Source organism: Streptomyces sp. NPDC056503, from assembly GCF_042794995.1.
Lineage (GTDB): Bacteria > Actinomycetota > Actinomycetes > Streptomycetales > Streptomycetaceae > Streptomyces.
Window position 1 is genome coordinate 44,318 of the sequence record NZ_JBHTST010000013.1, and the last position, 20,169, is coordinate 64,486.

Below are 20,169 nucleotides of genomic sequence, written 5' to 3' on the forward strand. Positions count from 1 at the left end.
GGTCAGCCCCTGTTGGTGACGGTGGGGCCGACGTCGACGAAGCCGGGCTTCTGGGCGACGAGCCGGCCCTTCCTGACCACCTGGAACGTCACCTCGTGGTTGACGATCCTCGGGAAGCCGGGGGCGCCGAGCAGGTCCTCGTACATCCAGCGCAGCGGCGGGGTGAGGCCGCCGGTCTCCACGCGGGTGCCGTGGTCGAGGGCCTCGGTGATGCGCGAGGGGGTGATCGTGTCGGTGCCGAGGGACTCGACGACCTCCTTCAGGACGGTGTACGCGATCCAGGTGGTCTGCACGCCGGTGTCGCTCGGGTCGACCCGGTTGTCGGCGAAGGCGTGCTCCTGGATGACCTTCCGCATCGGCCCCCAGCTCTTGTCGCCCGCCTCCGGGTACCAGCCGGTGACGTAGGCGCCCTCGAAGGGGCTGCGGGTGCCGCCGGTGCGGTCGATGACGGGCTGGCCGACGCTGCCGAGGACGGACGAGATCCGGATCCGGCCGGTCCCCTCGTCGTCGGCGCCCTCCGGCCGGGAGCCGTCGGTCGACTCCGGGAGGCGGCGGAAGGAGTCGAAGAAGGTCTGGGTCCGCTCGCCGAGGACGGCGGCGACGCAGCCGTCCTCCTTGCCCGCCTTGTCCCGGGCGCGGGCGGCCTGGGCGGTGTACTCGGTGGCGTCCTCGACGGCCGGGATGTCGACGGCGCCGCGCCTGCTCGCCTTCTTCAGGCCGGCGTCGAGGAGCTTGGGCAGCCGGTCGCCGGCGAGGGTGTCGGGGCGGACCAGCGAGACCTTGTGGCAGTCGGCGGCGAGCTGCATGCCGTGCCCGGCGAGGAGCGAGGCCAGGCCGCCGTTGACGGGGTACGAGAGGGGGCTGGTGAACTCGTCCTCGGTGATGCCGTAGCCCCCGATGTACGGGATGCCGGCGGCTTCGAGGGGGGCCATGAAGGCGCGGCCGTTCTGGCTGTACGAGCCCACGACGGCGACGGCCTTCTCGCGCACCGCGCGGCGGGCGCACGCGGCGGCGCCGGACGGGGTGTTCTGTTCGTTGCAGGTGAGGACGCGCAGTTCGTGCCCGTCGATGCCGCCCTGGGAGTTCACCCAGCGGGCGTACGTCTGGGCCATGGCGGGCATGCCGGGCATGTTGGTCGCGCGGGTCTGGTCGGGGGCCCAGGTCATCACCGTGACGGGCTCCCTGGAGCCCCCCGTGGCACCAGGGAGCACGCCACACCCGGTGAGGAGCGACGCGCCGGCCGCCGCGGCGGTGACGGACGCGAGGAGAGTGGACAGTCGCCTACCGGTCATGGGCACGCACGATTCCGCCCCACGGGTAACGCGGGAGTGAGCGCCGTTCAACGGATGGTGACATGAAGGTGAATTGCGGGGGTCGGAGGGCCTAAGAGGAGGGTGCGGGTCCGGTTGTCGGTGGCGAACCGTACGATCGAGCGATGTCCAGTACCGTCCCCGGTTCGGTTAACTCTTCCCGTCGCGGCCGTCGCTCCTCCACCATGGGCGGCATGCCGCTCAACGACATGCCGTGGTGGCGCTGGCGCACCAATGTGCGCTCGGCGCTGCACATGCTCTCCGACCCCGGGTTCCACCAGTCCGTCTGGCTCGCCGGCCAGGAGGGGTACGGGGACGTGACCGACGCCGTCTACCGGCTCGTCGAGGACACCTGGCTCGACAGCTGGTCCGCCGAGAAGTACGTCGGCTCGATCTTCCGCGACTCGGGGGAGGCGCAACTCGTCGACGTCGCGGTCCTGCGGGTGCTGCGGATCCTGCACCAGGTCGGTCCCGACGCGCCCGTCTCCGCCTACCAGGAGCACCCGGGCTGGCCCGAGGCGGTCCACGCGGCGCGCGAGGCGCACGTGCGGCTCGCGACGGCCGACGGGGACGACCCCGACGTGCCGCCGCGCTCGCTGGACGTGCTGAGGATCCTCACGCGCGCGTGACGCCCCGCGCCGGGTCCCCCGTGGGGTTCGGCGTGGCTTCGGGAGCCGCCGTCCGCGGGGCGTTCCGGAGGGCGGACGGGGGTACGGACGGAGCCGTGCGGTGTGGCACGCTGTCCCGATGACCGACCAGTACGTCCTCACCATCTCGTGCCCGGACAAGCAGGGCATCGTGCACGCCGTGTCGAGCTACCTCTTCATCACCGGATGCAACATCGAGGACAGTCAGCAGTTCGGAGACCGGGACACGGGTCTCTTCTTCATGCGGGTCCACTTCTCGGCGGAGGCGCCGGTGACGGTGGAGAAGCTGCGGGCGAGCTTCGCGGCCGTGGGCGACTCCTTCCAGATGGAGTGGCAGATCCACCGCGCCGAGGAGCGCATGCGGGTCGTGCTGATGGTCTCGAAGTTCGGCCACTGCCTCAACGACCTGCTCTTCCGGTCGTCCATCGGGGCGCTGCCGGTCGAGATCGTCGCGGTCGTCTCCAACCACACGGACTTCGCGGAGCTCGTCGCGTCGTACGACATCCCCTTCCGGCACATTCCCGTGACGAAGGAGACGAAGGCGGAGGCGGAGGCGGAGCTGCTGGCGCTCGTCGAGGAGTCGAACGTCGAGCTGGTCGTCCTCGCGCGCTACATGCAGGTGCTGTCGGACGACCTCTGCAAGCAGCTCTCCGGGCGGATCATCAACATCCACCACTCCTTCCTGCCGAGCTTCAAGGGCGCGAAGCCGTACCACCAGGCGCACGCGCGCGGCGTGAAGCTCATCGGGGCGACGGCGCACTACGTGACGGCGGACCTCGACGAGGGCCCGATCATCGAGCAGGAGGTCGAGCGGGTGGGGCACGAGGTGACCCCCGACCAGCTGGTGGCGATCGGTCGCGACGTGGAGTGCCAGGCGCTGGCGCGGGCCGTCAAGTGGCACGCCGAGCGCCGGATCCTCCCCAACGGCCGCCGCACCGTCATCTTCACCTGACCCGATCCACGGCGCCGCCCCGCGGCTCCGTCGGGGGCGCCGCGGGTCCGCCCCGCGGGCCCGCCGCCGCAGGGGTTTACAGGTGGCTGAGGGAGGCCGCTGCCGAGAGGACGTCCTTGATGGCCTCCCGGTCGCCGTCCTGGCCGGCGGCGGCCTCTTCGGGGGAGATGCGGCCGGCCACGAGCTGGCAGAACTCGACGCCGTCCATGGCGACCTGCGCGACCGTGTGGTCGGGGGAGCCGAGCGCCGCCGGGGAGTCGAGCGCGATGTACCAGTGACCGCCGCCCGCGCCCTCCACCTCCAGGTGGAGCGAGCGGCCCGGCGCGCCCGCCGCCACGAGGTGGCGGGGCGGTGCCGCGCGGCCCGCGCGGCGGCGGTGGGCGACCGCCGCGGGCAGGAGACGGGCCGCCAGGTCGATCATGCCGTGGAGGTGGGGGCCGCTCGGCGGGTCGTACGGGTAGGCCACCGCGTTCGCGATGTCGTCCGCGTGGAGCCAGCACTCGAAGGCCCGTTCCAGCAGGGCGTCCTTCATGGGGAGGGCGAAGTCGCCGTAGGTGACGGTCAGGTCCGAGACCCCGCGGCCCGCGAAGGACACCGTGCGGATCAGGGTGTGGCTCTGGTCCCGCCAGGGGACCCGGAGGGAGCGGTTCGGCGGGCGGGTGAGGGACTCCCAGAAGGCTTCCGTCCGCTGCGCCGGGGACAGCTCCGGCACGTCCACGCCGAGCGGGTCGGCGAGGCCGAGCGCGCCGGACACCAGGCCGTCGACGGCGAGGAGATGGCCGATGACCCCCGCGACCGTCGACTTCCGCCGCACGGGGCGGTCGTCCTCGTACCACTTGAGCCGGACCGGGGCGTGCCACTCCGACTCGCCGATGTCCCGCAGCAGCGCGTCGAGCCGGGCGGTCTCCGCGTCGTACGGCGTCGCCCACGCGGGCACCGGGATGCGGGCCGGGCGGCGGCCCAGGCAGTTCTCCAGGACCCGGGACCGCAGGAGGGGGTCGAGGTCGAGGTCCCGGTCCTCGTGGAGGAGGCTCACCGCGTCGCGCAGCCGCAGCGCCTCGTCCGCGCACGGCGCGCACACGGTGAGGTGGTCCTCGACCGCCCGCGTCTCCCCGGCCGAACACGCCGAAAGCGCCCAGGCCCCGAGGAGGGACTTGAGCACGGTGTGGGAGAGGGCGAGGGGTTCCGACAGGTTCGCGTGGTCGTCCGCCGACTCCCTCGGGGCCGGTATCCACGGGGCGCGTGCGAGGTCGTCGCCCTCGCCGTTCGCCCCCGTCACAGCGCCCGTCCGTAGCCGCCCGGCGGCCCGTCCAGCGGACGGGTGTTGGCGGTGGAGAGGAGCTGGAGGCCGAGCCGCAGCCGGCGTCTGGCCTCCTCGTGGCTGATGGAGAGGTCGGCGGCGGTCTGGCGGTAGTCCCGCCGCTGGAAGTACGCCAGTTCGAGCGCCTTGCGGAGCGGGGCCGGCATGGAGGTGACGATGTAGTCGGCGCGGGCCGCGACGGCGGCCCGGCGCACCTTGGCCTCCAGCTCCTCGGCGGAGCCGACGCCGGTCTCCGCGTACGCCGTCGCCTCGGTCTGCCGCAGCCGGTGCACGGCCGTGCGCTGGGTCAGCCCGGCCACCCAGGAGCGCAGGTTGCCCTGCCGGGGGTCGTACGCCTCGGGGTTCTCCCAGATGTAGCCGAAGACCTCCCGGGTGACCTGGTCGGCCGCCTGGTCGTCGTCGAGGACCCGGTGGGCGAGGCTGTGCACGAGGGAGGCGTAGCGGTCGTACAGCTCGCCGAGGGCGGCGGCCTCGCCGCGCGCGAGGCGCTGCTGCATCCTGCGGTCCCAGCGCGGTGGTGTGTCCGTCGCCATTCGAGCCCTCCACCTTCCGCTTCCGCGTCCCGCGCCCGCTCGTTCGCTGTCGGTTCCTGTCCCGTCCTGTCCTGTCCTCTTCCCCAAACTAGTGCGAGGGGCCGACAACGCACGCCTGTTTGCCGCAAGTGCGGTTTTCACGCAGGAGCGGATGGTAAGGAAAGCGTCATACCCGGCTCGGGGGGTTTCGGCCAGGCCCTCGGGGGCAGGCGCCCGTCCGTGACGACGATCGAGGCCGACGAGGACGACCGCGGTGGATGGACGGTGCTGCGCCTGCGCGGGGAGCTGGACCTGGTGACCTCGCCACTGATACGGCGGCGGGTCCACGACGCCGTCGCCGCGGGCCGGCACGACCTGGTCGTCGACCTGTCCGGCGTGCGGTTCTGCGACTCCAGCGGGGTCGGCGTGCTGGTCGCCGCCCGCCGGCTGCTGCGTTCCTGCGGCGGCCGGCTGCGGCTGGTCCTCCCCGGCGAGCGGACCGGGGCCGGGGCCTGGGACGGGCACGCGCACGGAGACGGGCACGCGCACGGAAGCGGGCACGGGCACGGAAGCGGGCACGACGGCGGCGAAGGGAACGGGAACGGGAACGGGCATGTCGCGCGGGTCTTCTCCGCGCTCGGCGTCACCCGTCTCTTCGAGGTCTACGAGGACGTGCCGGCCGCCGTCGCCGGGCGGGCCCCCGAACTGTTCCCCGAGCCCGTGACGAGCCCGACGATGCCCCCGCCGCCTATCGCCCCCCTGCCCCGAACCGCTCCCTGAGGCGGTACTTCAGCACCTTCCGCAGGGTCTCGTTGCGCGGCAGGGCGTCCACCACCTCCAGCTGTTCCGGCAGCTTGTGGACGGAGAGCCCGGCCGCGCGCAGGAAGGCCGTCACGCCCTCCAGGGTCAGCGGCGCGGCGCCCTCGGGCTGTTCGACGACCGCGCAGACCCGTTCGCCGCGGTCGGGGTCCGGGAGGCCGATGACGGCGGCGTCGCCGACGGCCGGGTGGGTGTGGAGCAGGTCCTCGATCTCCTTGGCCGAGATGTTCTCGCCCTTGCGGATGATGATGTCCTTCACGCGTCCGGTGAGGACGAGGTGGCCGCTCGGGGTGAGGTGTCCCACGTCGCCGGTGACGAGGAAGCCGTCCTCGTCGAAGGCGGCGGCGGTCTGCGCCGGGTCGAGGTAGCCGCGGCAGACGGCCTCGCCGCGGAGCCGTATCTCCCCGCCGTCGGTGACGCGGATCTCCATGGCGGCGGGCGGCCGGCCCTCGGTGGTGGCGAGGTTCTCGGTGGTGTCCTCGGGGTCGCCCATGGTGATCATGGGGACCTCGGTCATGCCGTAGCCGTGGGTGAGCTGGCAGCCCAGCTCCGCGCGCACCGCGTGGTAGACCTCGGGCGGCTTGGGCGCGCCGCCGCCGGCGAGCAGCCGCAGGGTGGGGATGACGGGCTCGCCGGGGTTCTTGCGCTGCTCGGCGAGGAACATCGAGTAGAAGGCGGTGGAGCCGCCGGCGACGGTGACCCCGTGCCGCCGGTACTCGGCCAGCGACCCGGGCAGGGCGAACTGCTCCAGCATCACGGCGGGGAAGCCGTACAGCAGCAGCATCACCGTGTAGTCGGGCCCGGCGATGTGCGCGTACGGGAAGGCCATCGAGCCGACGTCCTCGGCGGTGAGGCGCAGGGCGTGGGCGAGGCAGGAGCCGCCCGCGAGCAGCGAACGGTCCGTGTGCAGGACACCCTTGGGGTCCGAGGTGGTGCCGGACGTCCAGTAGATCCAGCGGACGTCGGTGCCGGAGGAGGGCGGGGCGGGGAGGGTCTCCGGGTCGCCGTCGGGGAGGTCCTCGGGGGCGTACGCCCGGAAGGTCCCGCGCGCGCCGAGCCGGCGGGCCATCTCCGTGTGGTCGAAGCCGCGCCAGACCCCCGGCACGGCGAAGAACTCGGCCTTGGACTCGCGCAGCGCGAAGCCGACCTCCTTGTCCCGGTAGAAGGGGATGACGGGGGTCTGCACGGCTCCGAGCCGGGCGAGCGCGAACGACAGCACCGCCGTCTCGATCCGGGTGGGCAGCTGCCAGGCGACGACGGTGCCGGGCCGTACTCCCCTGGCGTACAGCCCCGCGGCGCACCGCTCGGCGCGCTCCCTCAGCCCGCCGAAGGTGAGGACGCGGTCCTCCTGGAGCAGCACGGGCCGGTCGGGGGTGAGGGCGGCGCGGCGTTCGACGAGCTCCCAGAGGGTGCGGGACTCGCCCAGCGCCCGGGCCCGTGCGGTATCGGTGGCGGTCACCGGAGCCTCCATTCCTGACGGAGCGTCAGTTCGTGCGGAGAGCGTAGAGGGCCGGTCCTTGTCGGTCCAGACCCCCGGGGTTAGCCTGACCTCATCGGGATCTGACGATCCATCAGATAACTGGAGGGGTCATGACCGAACTGCCCCGCATCATCAGCGTCGACGACCACGTGATCGAGCCCGCCCACCTCTTCGACACCTGGCTGCCCGCGAAGTACCGGGACCGGGGGCCCAGGGCGCTCACCGCCGGGATCGGCGAGCTCGCGTACGTCGGGGGGAAGTACCAGATCACGATGGACCCGGACGGGCCCCCCACCGACTGGTGGATCTACGAGGACCTCAGGTTCCCGTACAAGCGGAACATCGCGGCCGTCGGCTTCGACCGGGACGACATGACCCTGGAGGGGATCACCCGCGAGGAGATGCGGCGCGGGTGCTGGGACCCCAAGGCGCGGCTCGCGGACATGGACCTGAACCACGTCGAGGCGTCGCTCTGCTTCCCGACCTTCCCGCGCTTCTGCGGGCAGACCTTCGCCGAGGCGCACGACAAGGAGGTCGCCCTCGCGTGCGTGCGCGCGTACAACGACTGGATGGTCGAGGAGTGGTGCGGGGACAGCGGCGGGCGGCTGATCCCGCTCTGCATCATCCCGCTCTGGGACATCGGCCTCGCCGTCGCCGAGATCCGGCGGAACGCGGCCCGGGGCGTCAAGGCCGTCACCTTCTCCGAGATCCCCACCCACCTCGGACTGCCGTCGATCCACTCCGGCTACTGGGACCCGTTCTTCGCGGTCTGCCAGGAGACCGGGACGGTGGTGAACATGCACATCGGCTCCAGCAGCCAGATGCCCGCCGCGTCCCCCGACGCGCCCCCCGCCGTCCAGGCCAGCCTCAGCTTCAACAACGCGATGGCCTCGATGATGGACTTCCTCTTCTCCGGGGTCCTCGTGAAGTTCCCCCGCCTCAAGCTCGCCTACAGCGAGGGCCAGATGGGGTGGATCCCGTACGCCCTCGAACGCGCCGACGACGTGTGGGAGGAGCACCGCGCGTGGGGCGGGGTTCGCGACCTGATCCCCGAGCCGCCGTCCACGTACTACTACCGGCAGATCTTCTGCTGCTTCTTCCGCGACAAGCACGGCATCGCCTCGCTCGACGTCGTCGGCCAGGACAACGCCACCTTCGAGACCGACTACCCGCACGTCGACTCGACCTTCCCGCACACCAAGGAGGTCGCCCTCGACCACGTCCGGGGCCTCGACGACGAGACGGTCTACAAGCTGATGCGCGGCAACGCCATCCGCATGCTCGGCCTGGGCATCGTCTGATGGACCTCTCCTACACCGACGAGGAGGAGGGGTTCCGGGCCGGACTGCGGGAGTGGCTCGCCGCCGCGCTGCCCACCCTGCCGGACCGGCCCGACCCGCTCGACTGGCCGGGCCGCAGGGCATACGACTGCGGCTGGCAGCGGCGCCTGTACGACGCCGGGTACGGGCACGTCCACTGGGACGCCTCGCCCACCCAGCGGCTGATCTTCCTGGAGGAGACCGAGCGGGCCGGCGCGCCCTACGTCGGCGCGAACTTCGTCGGCCTCCTCCACGCCGGACCCACCATCGCCGCCGAGGGCACGCCCGCCCAGCGCGCCCGCTGGCTGGAGCCGGTGCTGCGCGGCGACGAGGTCTGGTGCCAGGGCTTCAGCGAACCCGACGCCGGCTCCGACCTGGCCTCGCTGCGGACCAGGGCGGTACGGGACGGGGACGCGTACGTCGTCACCGGGCAGAAGATCTGGACCTCGCACGCCGAGGTCGCCGACTGGTGCGAACTCCTCGTGCGGACCGATCCGGAGGCGCCCCGGCACCGGGGGATCAGCTGGCTCGCGCTGCCCATGGACGCGCCCGGCGTCACCGTGCGGCCGCTGCGGACCCTCGCCGGATCCGCCGAGTTCGCCGAGCTCTTCCTCGACGAGGTGCGGGTGCCGGTCGGCAACCGCGTCGGCGAGGAGAACGACGGCTGGCGGGTCACCATGGTGACCCTCTCCTTCGAGCGCGGCACCGCCTTCGTCGGCGAGGTCGTCGCCTGCCGCCGCCTCCTCGGCGAACTCGCCCGTACGGCACGGGAGAACGGCCGCTGGGACGACCCGGCGCTGCGCCGCCGCCTCGGCCGGCTCGCCGCCGGCTTCCGGGCCCTGTGGCGGCTCACCCAGCGGAACGTCAGCGAGGCGCAGGCCACCGGCGGCGTCCCCGGCGTCGGCGGCTCCGTCTTCAAGCTGCACTACTCGCACGCGCGCCAGGAGCTGTACGACACCGCCGCGGAGGTCCTGGGCCCGGACGCGCTCGACCTCGACCGGGAGTGGAACCTCGACCGGCTCTCCTCCCTCTCGTACACGATCGCCGCCGGCACCAGCCAGATCCAGCGCAACATCGTCGCCGAGCGGATCCTCGGCCTGCCGAAGGGACGGTGAGCCGGACCGTGGACTTCCGACTGAGCCAGGACCAGAGGGATCTCGTCCGCGGGGTGCGGGAGCTGCTCGACGGGCGCTTCGGGCGGGAGGCGCTGCGGGCGGCCGTGGACGGGGGCGGCGGAGCCCTCGACCGGGGGCTGTGGAAGGAGCTCGGCGAGGCCGGCTTCTTCGCGCTGTGCCTGCCGGAGGACGAGGGCGGCGTGGGGCTCGGGCCGCCGGAGGCCGTGCTGGTCTTCGAGGAGGCGGGGCGGGCGCTGCTGCCCGGGCCGCTCGTCGCCACGCACGTGGCGGCCGGCTCCGTCCCGGGGGCGGCCGAGGGGACGGCGGTCGTCACGGAGGTCTCCGCCGAGGGGCTGGTGCCCTGGCTGGACGCCGCCGACGTCGTCGTCGGGCCTGTCGGCGGCGCCCTACCCGTGCGGTCGGTCGACCCGCTGACGCCCCTGCACCGGGTGCCCGGCGCCGGGGGCACGGCAGCGTGCGCGACGGTGCTGCTCACCGCGGCCGAGCAGGTCGGGACCGCCGCCTGGTGCACCGACGCCGCCGTCTCCCACGCGCGGCAGCGGGAGCAGTTCGGGCAGGTCATCGGCGGCTTCCAGGCGGTGAAGCACCTCTGCGCGGGGATGCTCGTGCGGACCGAGCTGGCCCGGGCGGCCGTGCACGCCGCCGCCGTCACCGGGGATCCGGTGGAGACCGCCGGGGCGAAGCTGCTCGCCGACGAGGCGGCCGTCGCCAACGCGCGGGACTGTCTCCAGGTGCACGGCGGGATGGGGTTCACCTGGGAGGCGGACGTCCATCTGCACCTGAAGCGGGCGTGGGTGCGGGCCGCGCTGGTGCTGCCGGGGGATCGCGCCGCGGAGGAGGTGGCCGCGGCCCTCTGAGCCGGGCCGCCGGCCCCGAACTGGTGACGGAGCGTGTTCGAATCCCGGTGCCCGTGGGCGGAATGTCGATATCGGGTTGTGTCCTTCGGGGGGTCGTCACGGGCCGGAGTCGGCGTCCCGCTCCGGTACTCTCCGTGGGATGCGAGTGCTTGTGAGGCCGGGTCGCGCCCCGCGTTCGACTCCCCGCCGCGTGCGTCGCACAGTATGGACCACGCGTACTCCTTCGCGCTGGAATATGCCCGAAGCGCTTGTTGCGGTGACTGTACGTCAACCATGCTGTCCCGCAAGGGAATCACGTTCCGTAAAGGTGTGTCCGCCGGTTCGGATGGTGTGAACGGTGCAGGTGCTTCAGGTTCAGTTGGAGGTCGGGCCGGACCCGGCGGAGGTGGGGCGTGCGCGCAGGTGGGCCCGGAAACGGCTGGCCGGCTCCGGGATAGGGGAGGACGAGCCGCTGGCGGAGACGCTGGTGCTGCTCATCTCCGAGCTCGTGACCAACGCGGTGGTGCACACGGGCTGTCCCGCCGTGCTGCGGATGCTCTTCGCGGCGGAGGGCGGGGTGCGGGTCGAGGTCGCCGACAGCAGCGACCGGCCGCCCCGGCCCCGGCACGCCGCCGGCGAGGACACCAACGGGCGCGGCCTTGAGCTGGTGGACGGCCTCGCCGACCGGTGGGGCTGGCAGCCCGAGGGGGCCGGGAAGAGCATCTGGTGCGAGGTCGACCGCACGCCCGAGGCGGCGGCCGTGCCCGGGGAGGGCGTCAGCTCACCCGGACGGGTGCGCTGTTGACGGTTCGTTCCGTTTTGCCCACCCTGGGGGTGAGCGATTCGTGGCGAGGGGAGCCGAGGGCCGTGTGCCCTCGGCATGTGCGGGTCGTGGCCGGGTGGCGGCGTCGGTCCGTGCCGTGCTCGGGGCGCGCGCGGGCGCGCCGCCACCCGTGACCCGTCCGTACCGGAGGTGCGGACGGGACGGGCCGCCCGGACCGGCCGCCGGGAAGGGCCGCCCGGGCGGCGGACCGAGGGCCGTTCAGAGGATCGCGACCGGGGCCACTGGTGTGCCCGTGCCGCCGACGAAGGGTTCCGGCATCGCGGAGAGCAGGAAGGCGTAGCGCCCTTCTTGTGCACAGGCTGTGGACAACTCCTCCAGATTCCAGTTCTGGCCCTGGAGCATCCCCATCTCGACCAGGTCGAGCGCGTGCACGCCCAGCCACAGGTCCTCGATCTCCGGCGGGAAGATCTCGAAGGTGAGCGTGTCGTTGGCGACGGCCGCGACGTCCCGGGCGTGGAACCACTCGGGGGTGCGGATCGAGAGCCCGGGGGACGGGAACGCGTACGCGTGCCGGTCCCCGGCCAGGTACAGCCGGAGCTGCCCGGTCCGTACGAGGACGATGTCGCCGGCCCGCACCGTGACCCGCCCGAACTCCGCCGCCTCGTCCAGGTCCTCCGGGGTCACCGCGTGGTCGCCGGGCAGCCGGTCCACGCCCTTCGCCGCCGCCACGTCGAGCAGCACCCCCCGGCTGACGACGTGCCGGGCCGTGTGGATGCCGCTGAAGGCGGCGCGGCCGTGCGGGGTGACGGTGTCGGCGGGGCGGCCGTTGTAGATCCGGCCCGAGTGCGAGGCGTGCGTGAGGGCGTCCCAGTGGGTGCCGGCCTGGAGGCCGAGGGTCACGGCGTCGTCGCTGGTGGCGACCGTGCCGGGCCCGAACAGCTCCTGGTTGACCTGGACCATGACGTGGAGCGGATTGACCCGGCCGGGGATCATCCCGGTCTGCACGCCGTCCTGCCTGAGGTCGACGGCGAGCGGGACCCGGAGGCCGGTGCGGACGGTGGCGGCGGCCTCGCGGACCACCTCGCCGGAGATCAGGTTCAGGGTCCCGATCTCGTCGTCCCGGCCCCAACGGCCCCAGTTGTTCACACGCTTGGCGATCTCGTGGAAAGCGGCGGGGAGGGACATCGGGGCCTCCGGGGTCTTGTTTTCCGGTATCTGACGACCCATAGAATCTAACGGACCGTCAGAAACTGCGGGAAGGGGCCGGAGATGGGGAACTTCTTGGCGGGCAAGGTCGTCGCCGTGACCGGAGCGGGGCGGGGCATCGGCCGCGCGGTCGCCCTCGCGTGCGCCGCCGAGGGGGCGAAGGTCGTCGTCAACGACTACGGCGTCTCCATCGAGGGCGGGGAGCCGACGTCCGAGATCGCGGCCGAGGTCGTGAAGGAGATCGAGGCGGCGGGCGGCGCGGCCGTCGCCGTCGCCGACGACATCTCGACGATGGCGGGCGGCCGGCGGGTCGTCGACACGGCGCTGGCGGAGTACGGGCGGATCGACGGGGTCGTGTGCGTGGCGGGCATCCTGCGCGAGCGGATGCTCTTCAACATGTCGGAGGAGGAGTGGGACCCGGTGGTCGCCACCCACCTCAAGGGCACCTTCACCGTCTTCCGCGCGGCTTCGGCGGTCATGCGGAAACAGGGCTCGGGGGCCCTGATCGGCTTCACCAGCGGCAACCACCAGGGGTCCGTGGCGCAGGCCAACTACTCGGCGGCGAAGGGCGGGATCATCTCGCTGGTGCGCAGCGCGGCGCTCGGCCTCCACAAGTACGGCGTCACCGCGAACGCGGTCGCGCCCGTGGCCCGGACCCGGATGTCCGCGAACGTGCCGATGGAGCTGAAGGAGATCGGCTCGCCGGAGGACGTCGCGGCGCTCGTCGTCTACCTCCTCAGCGACCGTGCCCGCGAGGACTCCGTCACCGGGCAGGTCTACACGATCGCCGGGCCCAAGATCGCGGTCTGGGCGCAGCCCCGCGAGCTGCGCGCCGGGTACGCGGAGGGGGGCGCGTGGACGCCGGAGCGCATCGCGGACTTCCTGCCCGGGACGGTGGGCGTCGACCCCATGCCGATGCTGGCCCGCCTGGAGGAGATGGCGCGCGCGGCCGCCGAGGGAACCCGCCCGAACCAGTGACGGCGCCGCCCCCGGGGGCGGTGGAGAGCTTCTACGCGTGGGGCGCGGGGCGTCCCGGAGAGGAGGGGTCGTGCGGGGTGTGGTGTTCGACGGGAAGCACGTCGAGGTCGTCGGGGATCTGGAGGTGCGGGATCCCGGTCCGGGCGAGGTGCTGGTCGGCGTGCGCGCCGCCGGGCTCTGCCACAGCGACCTGTCCGTCATCGACGGGACCATTCCGTTCCCGCCGCCCGTCGTGCTCGGACACGAGGGCGCCGGGGTCGTCGAGGGCGTGGGGGAGGGCGTCGCGCACGTCCGCGTCGGGGACCACGTCGCCCTGTCCACGCTCGCGAACTGCGGTGCCTGCGCCGACTGCGACGCGGGCCGTCCCACGATGTGCCGGAAGGCGATCGGGATGCCGGGGCAGCCGTTCTCACGGCGGGGGAAGCCGCTCTTCCAGTTCGCCTCGAACTCCTCCTTCGCGGAGCGGACCGTCGTCAGGGCCGTGCAGGCCGTGAAGATCCCGGACGACGTGCCGTTCGCCTCCGCCGCCCTGCTGGGCTGCGGCGTGCTCACCGGCGTCGGAGCCGTACTGAACCGGGCGAGGGTGTCCCGCGGCGACACGGTCGTCGTCATCGGCACCGGCGGCATCGGGCTCAACGTCCTCCAGGGCGCCCGGATCGCGGGCGCGCTCACGATCGTCGCCGTGGACACGAACCCGGCCAAGGAGGAGACGGCCCGGCTCTTCGGGGCCACCCACTTCCTGCCCTCGGCGGACGGCGTGCGGGACGTGCTGCCGACCGGCGCCGACCACGTCTTCGAGTGCGTCGGCCACACCGGGCTCGTGCGGACCGCGATCGACCTCCTCGACCGGCACGGGCAGGCGGTCCTCCTCGGGATGACCGCGCCGAAGGCGGAGGCGAGCTTCCCGCCGGCCGCGATGTTCCTCGACAAGTCGATCCTCGGCTGCCGGTACGGCTCCTCCCGCCCGCAGAAGGACATCCCGCTCTACGCCGAGCTGTACCGCACCGGCGCGCTCCTCCTCGACGAACTGGTCACCGCCTCCTACCCGGTGGAGGAGTTCGACCGGGCGCGGGAGGACGCGGAGGCGGGGAAGGTCGCGCGGGGCGTGCTGGTCTTCTGACGCGGGCCCGTCCTTCCGGCGCGGGCCCGTCCTTCCGGTCCCGGCCGGGCCTTCCGGTCTCGGTCGGGCCTTCCGGTCCCGGCCGGGCCTTCCGGCGCCGGATTCTTCCGTGCGGGTGCCCGGACCCCCAGTACGGTCATGCGCATGTCGTACCGCGCGCTCCTCACCCGCCCCGTCCTCGTCTGGTGCGCCGTCACCACGGCCGCCCGGATGCCCGTCGCCATGGCGCCGCTGGCGCTGGTGTTCCTGGTGCGGGAGAGGCCGGGCGGGTACAGCCTCGGGGCGGTGCTCGCGGCCGTGTACGTGATCGGGGAGATCGTCTCCGCGCCGGTGCTGGGGCTGCGGATGCGGGCCGAGCGGGCGCGGCCGCAGATGGCGGGCGGGCTGGCGGTGGGGGCGGCCGGGTTCGCGGGGCTCGGGCTCGTGCCGGGCGCCCACCCCGCCGTCCTGGGGGTGCTGGCGTTCCTGGCCGGGGCCGGACCGGTCGCCGTCTCGGCCGGGCTGCGGGCGCTGCTCACCGGCATGGTGCCGGAGCGGTCGGTGACCCAGGCGCTGAGCCTGGAGTCCATGCTGACCTTCGGGATCTGGGCGGCCGCGCCCGCGCTGACGACCTGGCTCGCGCTCGGTGCCGCGCCGGCCGCGCCGCTGCTCCTCCAGGCCGCGCTGATGGCGTGCGGGCTCGCCGGGCTGTGGCTGCTGCCCGCCGGATGGGCGGCGGAGGCGCAGCCGAAGGACCGGGCGGCGCGGCGGGCGCTGCTCGCGGCCTGGCCGGTGTACGTGCTCGGGGCCGCCTCGCTGACCCTCCTCGCGCTCGCCGAGCTGATCCTGCCCGCCCTGCTGGAACAGCGCGCGATCGGCATCGGCTGGGCGGGTCCCCTGCTCGCCGGTTTCTCCCTCGGATCGGTCGCCGGATCCTTCCTGTACGGGCTCCGCTCCCACTGGCCCGGGCCGCTCCCGGCGCAGTCGCTCCTGCTCGTCCTCGGGGTGACCGCCGGGGTGGCGGCGGTGGCGCTGCTGCCGGGGGCCCTCGCCATCGGCGTCGCCCTCGCGGCGGCCGGTCTGCTCCAGGCGCCGGCCATGCTCACCCGGAACCTGGCGCTGCGGCGGGTGCTGCCGCCGTCGGCGCTGGCCGCCGGGTACTCGCTCATGTACGCGGCCGTCGGCGCCGGTTACGCGGCGAGCGGCACCCTGGCGGGCGGGCTGCTGAGGGTGGTCGCCCCGTCGACGGCGATCCTGTGCGGTGTGGGTCTGACCCTGCTGCTCGTCGCCGTCGCGGCCCTCGGCGAGCGGAGCCTCGTACGGAACCGGGAGAGCGAGGCGCCGCGTCTGGAGACGGAGGGCGCAGAGGCTCCCGTGAAGTGAGGGGCGAAGTGATGGGATTCCGCAGGCCGTGGGGTGTGGCCGTGTCGCTGGCGCTCGTCTCCCTGCTCGTGGCGGGGTGCGGCGGGGCGGCGGAGCCGCCGGTCGAGGTGGAGGAGCCGGTGCCGGACCGGACGTCGGCGGGCACGGGCGGGGGCACGGGCGCGAGTGAGCCGTCGCAGCGGGAGCGGGAGGAGGAGCGTGCCGTGGCGGCGGTCGACGCGATCTCGCTGGAGGAGGCGGAGTTCGCCGAGTCCGGGGCCCAGGAGCTCACCGCCGAGGGCGTGCACATCCGCTCGCAGCCGGTGGCGGGGGAGGCGTACCACGTCATCGTGGCCTGTGCCGGTACGGGGGCGGTGCGGGTCGTGGTCGGCGGCCAGGCTCCGGCGAGCGTGCCGTGCGACGGGGTGGCGGTGAGCCGCCGGGTCCAGAGCGCCCCGGCGGAACTGCCGCTCGCGATCACGGCGGTGGGCGGGGCGGCCGGCGCGGTCGCCTGGCGGATCGAGTCCGTCGCCGCCGAGGAGGACGACGGCGGCACCGTGGACCCGGACCCGGAGCTCGACGACGACGACGCCGATCACCCCGTCGGGAAGCCCAGGCGGAAGGTGCGCCGGTAGGCGGTCGGGGTGACGCCGATCGCGGTCATGAGGTGGACCCGCAGGGACTGGGCGGTGCCGAAGCCGGAGTCCTGGGCGACGCGGTCGACGGGCAGGTCGCTGGTCTCCAGGAGGTGACGGGCCCGCTCGATCCGCTGCTGGGTGAGCCACTGGCCGGGGCTGATGCCGACCTCGTCGCGGAAGCGGCGGGTGAAGGTGCGGACGCTCGTCGCCTCCCGCTCGGCGAGGTCGCGGAGCTGGATCGGCTCGTGGAGGTGGGCGAGCGCCCAGGCGCGGGCGGCGGTCGTGGTCTGGGTGCCCGTGTCGGGGACGGGGCGGGCGATGTACTGCGCCTGGCCGCCGTCCCGGTGCGGGGGGACGACCGTGCGGCGGGCCACGTCGTTGGCGATCGCGGTGCCGTGGTCGCGGCGGACGATGTGCAGGCAGAGGTCGAGGCCGGCGGCCACGCCCGCCGAGGTGAGGACGTCGCCGTCGTCGACGAAGAGGACGTCGGCGTCGACCCGTACGGTCGGGAAGAGCCGCTGGAAGTGGTCGGCCGAGGCCCAGTGGGTGGTGGCGGGGCGCCCGTCGAGGTAGCCGGCGGCGGCGAGGACGTAGCCGCCCGTGCAGATCGCGACGAGCCGGGTGCCGGGCCTGATGTGGGCGAGGGCGGCGGCCAGCGCGGGGGTGAGCCTGCCCTCGTCGTAGACGGGGCCCAGCTCGTACGAGGCGGGGACGACGACCGTGTCGGCCGTGGCCAGCGCCTCCGGGCCGTGCTCCACGTGGACGGCGAAGTCGGCGTCGGTCTGCACCGGCCCGGCGGTCACCGCGCACGTCAGGATCTCGTACAGGGGCCGCCCCTCGGGGTCCTTGGCGCGGCCGAAGATCCGGTGGGGGATGCCCAGCTCGAAGGGGAGGAGCCCGGGCAGGGCGAGGACGACGACGCGGTGCGGCCGCCGCGGCGCGGAGTCCCCGGCGCGCGCTCCGGCGGACTCTCCCGCGCTCGCGCCCACGGAGGCTTCCGCCGTCTCCGCGCCCACGGCGGCTTCCCCCGCGTGCGCGTGCATGCTCGTTCCCACAGGCTCCCCCTCGGTAAAATCAGTGGTGGTCCAGACCACTCGGTGGTACGACTGGCTGCCCGTGACGGACAACACGTACAAGCCCGAGGCCGACGCGCTGATTCCCCTGCCCGTCGTGCCGCCCGCACTCTGGAACCGTAACTTCCGGCTCTTCTTCACGGCCAGGGCCGCCGCCGTCCTCGGCGAGGGGATGGTCCCCGTCGCCTTCGCCGCCGGACTCCTCGGGGCCGGCCGGCCCGGCTCCTCCGTCGGCTACGCGCTCGGGCTGTGGACGGCCGCCTTCGCCGTCTTCGTCCTCTTCGGCGGCGTCCTCGCCGACCGCTTCACGGCCCGCCGCATGATGATCACCGCCGACTTGCTGCGACTGCCCGGCGCCGCGCTGCTCGCCGTGGCCTTCGCGGTCGGCAGCCCGCCGCTGTGGGCCGTGTACGGACTCTCCGTCGTCGCCGGCGTCGGTGCCGCGCTCTTCCAGCCGGGCGTCGCCTCGACGATCCCCCGGATCGCGCCCGACGTGCAGCGGGCCAACGCGGTGCTGCGGGTGGCGGAGGCGCTGATGACGATGGCGGGCCCGGCGCTGGCGGGTCTCCTCGTCGCGGTCTGGAACGCGGGCGCGGCCTTCGCCGCCAACGCCGCGACCTTCGCCGTCAGCGCCGGCTGCTTCCTGCTGATGCGGATCCCGCCGATGGCGGCCGGCGGGCGCGAGCGCGGCTCGTTCGGTTCCGAACTCGCCCTCGGATGGCGTGAGTTCCGCTCGCGGAGCTGGCTGTGGGGGGTCATCTCCATCTGGACGGTGTACGGGCTGACGGTCGCCGGCCCGATGGTGCCGCTCACCGCGAGTCTGGTCACCGGCGGGCACGGCTCGGCGGTGTACGGCGCGCTGATGGCGGTCAACGGCGCGGGCAGCGCGCTCGGCGGCCTGCTCGCGCTGCGCATCCGGCCCCGCCGCCCCCTCGCCTCCGGCGCCGTCGCGCTCCTCGGGCTCCCGGTGAACCTGGCGCTCCTCGGCCTCGGCGCCCCGGTCCCGGCGCTGGCGGCCGGGCAGTTCGTGGCGGGCACGGCCTTCGCGTACTGGCTCGTCATGTGGTCCACGGCCGTCCAGACGCACGTCCCGCAGGAGGCCCTGAACCGGATGCACGCCTACGACGTGGCCGGATCCCTGCTGATGATGGGTGTCGGGCGCGCGCTGTCCGGACCGGTCGCGGGGGTGGTCGGCCCGGAGGCGGTGCTGCTCACGGGTGCGGGGATCGCGGTCCTGGTGGTGGCGGCTCTGCTGGCGGTCCGGCCGATCAGGAACCTGCCGCGGCTGTCGTAGGGCGGTGTGGCCCGATCCTTTGGAAACATGACAGCCGGGCCAATGGTGGGGGCGGGCCGTGGCCGGAATCCTCTATGGCATGGCCCAGACAACGGAGCACCGCTCCTCCGCCCCGACCCCGACCCCCACCGCCCGCACGCCCCGCTTCCACCGTGCCTGGTCCGTCGCCGCGGTCACCTTCGTCACGATCATCGGCGCGGCCGCCTTCGCCTCGCTCCCGGGTCTGCTCATCGAGCCGCTCCACACCGAGTTCGACTGGTCGCGCGGCACGATCGGCTTCGCGGTCTCCGTCAACCTCGCGCTCTACGGCCTCACCGCCCCCTTCGCCGCGGCGCTCATGGACCGCTTCGGCATCCGCAGGGTCGTCGCCGTGGCCCTGTCGGTGATCGCGCTCGGCTCCCTGCTGACCGTCTGGATGACGGCCGCCTGGCAGCTGGTCCTCTACTGGGGCGTCCTCGTGGGCCTGGGCAGCGGCTCCATGGCCCTCGCCTTCGCCGCGACCGTCACCAACCGCTGGTTCACCGCCCGCCGGGGCCTGGTCACCGGCATCCTGACGGCCGCCGGCGCCTCCGGCCAGCTGGTCTTCCTGCCGCTCCTGTCCTGGCTGGTCGAGCACCACGGCTGGCGCCCGGCCGCCGTGACCGTCGCCCTCTCCGCGCTCGCCGTGGTCCCCTTCGTCTGGCTGCTGCTCCGCGACCATCCGGCGGACGTGGGCCTGGCCCCGTACGGCGGCGAGTACGCCGCGAAGCCCGCCCCCGTCACGGGCGCGGCCCGCCGCGCGGTGACGGTCCTGGCCAAGGCGGCCCGGACCGGCCCCTTCTGGCTCCTCGCCGGCACCTTCGCGATCTGCGGAGCCTCCACGAACGGCCTGGTGAAGACCCACTTCGTGCCCGCCGCGCACGACCACGGGATGCCGGTCACGGCCGCCGCGGGACTCCTCGCCGTCATCGGCGTCTTCGACGTCGTCGGCACGATCGCCTCCGGCTGGTTCACCGACCGCTTCGAGGCCCGCCGTCTGCTGGCGGTCTACTACGCCCTGCGCGGCGTCTCCCTCCTCTTCCTCCCCATGCTGCTGGCGCCCTCGGTGCACCCGCCGATGCTCTTCTTCATCGTCTTCTACGGCCTGGACTGGGTGGCGACCGTCCCGCCCACCATCGCCCTCTGCCGGGAGCACTACGGCGAGGACTCCGCGATCGTCTTCGGCTGGGTCCTCGCCTCGCACCAGGTGGGCGCCGCGGTCGTCGCCTTCGCCGGCGGCGTGGCCCGTGACGTCTTCGGCTCCTACGACATCGTCTGGTACGCCTCCGGCGCGCTGTGCGCGGCGGCGGCCCTCATGGCCCTCGTCATCCGCCGCCCCCAGGCGCGGCTCCTGGAGCCGGCGGGAGCATGACGCCCCCCGGGGG

At 73.7% G+C, this 20,169-nt stretch carries 19 protein-coding genes; 13 read left to right on the forward strand and 6 right to left on the reverse strand.

Annotated elements, in window-relative coordinates:
* Window positions 1–2 precede the first annotated feature (2 nt).
* The gene (locus ACFQ8C_RS06280; protein ID WP_383452808.1) at window positions 3–1,292 is read right to left on the reverse strand and encodes an ABC transporter substrate-binding protein; all 1,290 of its coding nucleotides are present in this window, start codon (window positions 1,290–1,292) and stop codon (window positions 3–5) included.
* A gap of 143 nt (window positions 1,293–1,435) precedes the next feature.
* On the opposite strand from ACFQ8C_RS06280, the gene ACFQ8C_RS06285 reads away from it, so the two are divergent.
* Both ACFQ8C_RS06285 and purU read left to right on the forward strand, forming a co-directional pair.
* On the forward strand, window positions 1,436–1,939 hold the full coding sequence (locus ACFQ8C_RS06285; RefSeq protein ID WP_383452810.1) for a hypothetical protein: 504 nt from the start codon (window positions 1,436–1,438) through the stop codon (window positions 1,937–1,939).
* 118 nt (window positions 1,940–2,057) lie between these two features.
* Window positions 2,058–2,909 (forward strand): formyltetrahydrofolate deformylase, encoded by an 852-nt coding sequence (gene purU / locus ACFQ8C_RS06290; protein ID WP_383452812.1) that lies wholly within the window; start codon window positions 2,058–2,060, stop codon window positions 2,907–2,909.
* Window positions 2,910–2,985: 76 nt separating this feature from the next.
* Here purU and ACFQ8C_RS06295 read toward each other — a convergent pair whose 3' ends face one another.
* Entirely contained in the window at window positions 2,986–4,188 is a 1,203-nt protein-coding gene (locus ACFQ8C_RS06295) for a maleylpyruvate isomerase N-terminal domain-containing protein (RefSeq protein WP_383452814.1), read from the reverse strand.
* Window positions 4,185–4,763: a sigma-70 family RNA polymerase sigma factor gene (locus tag ACFQ8C_RS06300; RefSeq protein WP_383452816.1), complete on the reverse strand. Its 579-nt coding sequence runs from the start codon at window positions 4,761–4,763 to the stop codon at window positions 4,185–4,187. Before ACFQ8C_RS06300 ends, ACFQ8C_RS06295 begins: the two co-directional genes overlap by 4 nt.
* A 219-nt stretch (window positions 4,764–4,982) precedes the next feature.
* Between ACFQ8C_RS06300 and ACFQ8C_RS06305 the strand changes: the two genes are divergently transcribed.
* A complete protein-coding gene (locus ACFQ8C_RS06305) occupies window positions 4,983–5,522 on the forward strand; it encodes an STAS domain-containing protein (protein ID WP_383452818.1) in 540 nt (179 codons plus the stop codon).
* Here ACFQ8C_RS06305 and ACFQ8C_RS06310 read toward each other — a convergent pair.
* The gene (locus tag ACFQ8C_RS06310) at window positions 5,491–7,020 is read right to left on the reverse strand and encodes a class I adenylate-forming enzyme family protein (protein WP_383452820.1); all 1,530 of its coding nucleotides are present in this window, start codon (window positions 7,018–7,020) and stop codon (window positions 5,491–5,493) included. The genes ACFQ8C_RS06305 and ACFQ8C_RS06310 overlap by 32 nt on opposite strands.
* Before the next feature lie 131 nt (window positions 7,021–7,151).
* On the opposite strand from ACFQ8C_RS06310, the gene ACFQ8C_RS06315 reads away from it, so the two are divergent.
* The 4 genes from ACFQ8C_RS06315 (at window position 7,152) to ACFQ8C_RS06330 (ending at window position 11,137) form a co-directional block, all read left to right on the forward strand.
* Window positions 7,152–8,342: an amidohydrolase family protein gene (locus ACFQ8C_RS06315; RefSeq protein ID WP_383452822.1), complete on the forward strand. Its 1,191-nt coding sequence runs from the start codon at window positions 7,152–7,154 to the stop codon at window positions 8,340–8,342.
* The gene (locus ACFQ8C_RS06320) at window positions 8,342–9,475 is read left to right on the forward strand and encodes an acyl-CoA dehydrogenase family protein (RefSeq protein WP_383452824.1); all 1,134 of its coding nucleotides are present in this window, start codon (window positions 8,342–8,344) and stop codon (window positions 9,473–9,475) included. Before ACFQ8C_RS06315 ends, ACFQ8C_RS06320 begins: the two co-directional genes overlap by 1 nt.
* 8 nt (window positions 9,476–9,483) lie before the next feature.
* Window positions 9,484–10,353 carry an acyl-CoA dehydrogenase family protein gene (locus ACFQ8C_RS06325; protein WP_383452826.1) on the forward strand — a complete coding sequence of 290 codons (870 nt, stop codon included), beginning with the start codon at window positions 9,484–9,486 and terminating at the stop codon, window positions 10,351–10,353.
* A 337-nt stretch (window positions 10,354–10,690) separates the two neighbouring features.
* Window positions 10,691–11,137, forward strand: coding sequence for an ATP-binding protein (locus tag ACFQ8C_RS06330; RefSeq protein ID WP_383452827.1), 447 nt, complete (start codon window positions 10,691–10,693; stop codon window positions 11,135–11,137).
* Between the two features lie 237 nt (window positions 11,138–11,374).
* On the opposite strand, the gene ACFQ8C_RS06335 is transcribed toward ACFQ8C_RS06330, so the two are convergent.
* Complete coding sequence (locus ACFQ8C_RS06335; RefSeq protein WP_383452829.1) at window positions 11,375–12,301, reverse strand: cyclase family protein; 927 nt, start codon at window positions 12,299–12,301, stop codon at window positions 11,375–11,377.
* Between the two features lie 84 nt (window positions 12,302–12,385).
* Between ACFQ8C_RS06335 and ACFQ8C_RS06340 the strand changes: the two genes are divergently transcribed.
* The 4 genes from ACFQ8C_RS06340 (at window position 12,386) to ACFQ8C_RS06355 (ending at window position 16,396) form a co-directional block, all read left to right on the forward strand.
* On the forward strand, window positions 12,386–13,300 hold the full coding sequence (locus ACFQ8C_RS06340; protein ID WP_383452830.1) for an SDR family oxidoreductase: 915 nt from the start codon (window positions 12,386–12,388) through the stop codon (window positions 13,298–13,300).
* Window positions 13,301–13,370: 70 nt separating this feature from the next.
* A complete protein-coding gene (locus tag ACFQ8C_RS06345; protein ID WP_383452831.1) occupies window positions 13,371–14,420 on the forward strand; it encodes an alcohol dehydrogenase catalytic domain-containing protein in 1,050 nt (349 codons plus the stop codon).
* A 144-nt stretch (window positions 14,421–14,564) separates the two neighbouring features.
* Window positions 14,565–15,782: an MFS transporter gene (locus tag ACFQ8C_RS06350; protein WP_383452833.1), complete on the forward strand. Its 1,218-nt coding sequence runs from the start codon at window positions 14,565–14,567 to the stop codon at window positions 15,780–15,782.
* 11 nt (window positions 15,783–15,793) lie between these two features.
* Entirely contained in the window at window positions 15,794–16,396 is a 603-nt protein-coding gene (locus ACFQ8C_RS06355) for a hypothetical protein (RefSeq protein ID WP_383452835.1), read from the forward strand.
* On the opposite strand, the gene ACFQ8C_RS06360 is transcribed toward ACFQ8C_RS06355, so the two are convergent.
* Window positions 16,357–17,442 (reverse strand): GlxA family transcriptional regulator, encoded by a 1,086-nt coding sequence (locus ACFQ8C_RS06360; protein WP_383452836.1) that lies wholly within the window; start codon window positions 17,440–17,442, stop codon window positions 16,357–16,359. The two genes, ACFQ8C_RS06355 and ACFQ8C_RS06360, sit on opposite strands and share 40 nt — an antisense overlap.
* A gap of 67 nt (window positions 17,443–17,509) precedes the next feature.
* Here ACFQ8C_RS06360 and ACFQ8C_RS06365 point away from each other — a divergent pair, with 67 nt between their 5' ends.
* Window positions 17,510–18,766 (forward strand): MFS transporter, encoded by a 1,257-nt coding sequence (locus tag ACFQ8C_RS06365; RefSeq protein ID WP_383452869.1) that lies wholly within the window; start codon window positions 17,510–17,512, stop codon window positions 18,764–18,766.
* Between the two features lie 79 nt (window positions 18,767–18,845).
* Window positions 18,846–20,156, forward strand: a complete 1,311-nt coding sequence (locus ACFQ8C_RS06370; protein WP_383452838.1) for an MFS transporter — start codon at window positions 18,846–18,848, stop codon at window positions 20,154–20,156.
* Window positions 20,157–20,169: the final 13 nt, after the last annotated feature.

What these genes read in the sequence shown, in the direction of transcription:
- ACFQ8C_RS06280 (WP_383452808.1), bottom strand. Translation starts at nt 1,292, where the DNA reads ATGACCGGTAGGCGACTGTCCACTCTCCTCGCGTCCGTCACCGCCGCG.
- ACFQ8C_RS06285 (WP_383452810.1), top strand. Translation starts at nt 1,436, where the DNA reads ATGTCCAGTACCGTCCCCGGTTCGGTTAACTCTTCCCGTCGCGGCCGT.
- purU (WP_383452812.1), top strand. Translation starts at nt 2,058, where the DNA reads ATGACCGACCAGTACGTCCTCACCATCTCGTGCCCGGACAAGCAGGGC.
- ACFQ8C_RS06300 (WP_383452816.1), bottom strand. Translation starts at nt 4,763, where the DNA reads ATGGCGACGGACACACCACCGCGCTGGGACCGCAGGATGCAGCAGCGC.
- ACFQ8C_RS06315 (WP_383452822.1), top strand. Translation starts at nt 7,152, where the DNA reads ATGACCGAACTGCCCCGCATCATCAGCGTCGACGACCACGTGATCGAG.
- ACFQ8C_RS06320 (WP_383452824.1), top strand. Translation starts at nt 8,342, where the DNA reads ATGGACCTCTCCTACACCGACGAGGAGGAGGGGTTCCGGGCCGGACTG.
- ACFQ8C_RS06335 (WP_383452829.1), bottom strand. Translation starts at nt 12,301, where the DNA reads ATGTCCCTCCCCGCCGCTTTCCACGAGATCGCCAAGCGTGTGAACAAC.
- ACFQ8C_RS06340 (WP_383452830.1), top strand. Translation starts at nt 12,386, where the DNA reads ATGGGGAACTTCTTGGCGGGCAAGGTCGTCGCCGTGACCGGAGCGGGG.
- ACFQ8C_RS06350 (WP_383452833.1), top strand. Translation starts at nt 14,565, where the DNA reads ATGTCGTACCGCGCGCTCCTCACCCGCCCCGTCCTCGTCTGGTGCGCC.
- ACFQ8C_RS06355 (WP_383452835.1), top strand. Translation starts at nt 15,794, where the DNA reads ATGGGATTCCGCAGGCCGTGGGGTGTGGCCGTGTCGCTGGCGCTCGTC.
- ACFQ8C_RS06360 (WP_383452836.1), bottom strand. Translation starts at nt 17,442, where the DNA reads ATGCACGCGCACGCGGGGGAAGCCGCCGTGGGCGCGGAGACGGCGGAA.
- ACFQ8C_RS06370 (WP_383452838.1), top strand. Translation starts at nt 18,846, where the DNA reads ATGGCCCAGACAACGGAGCACCGCTCCTCCGCCCCGACCCCGACCCCC.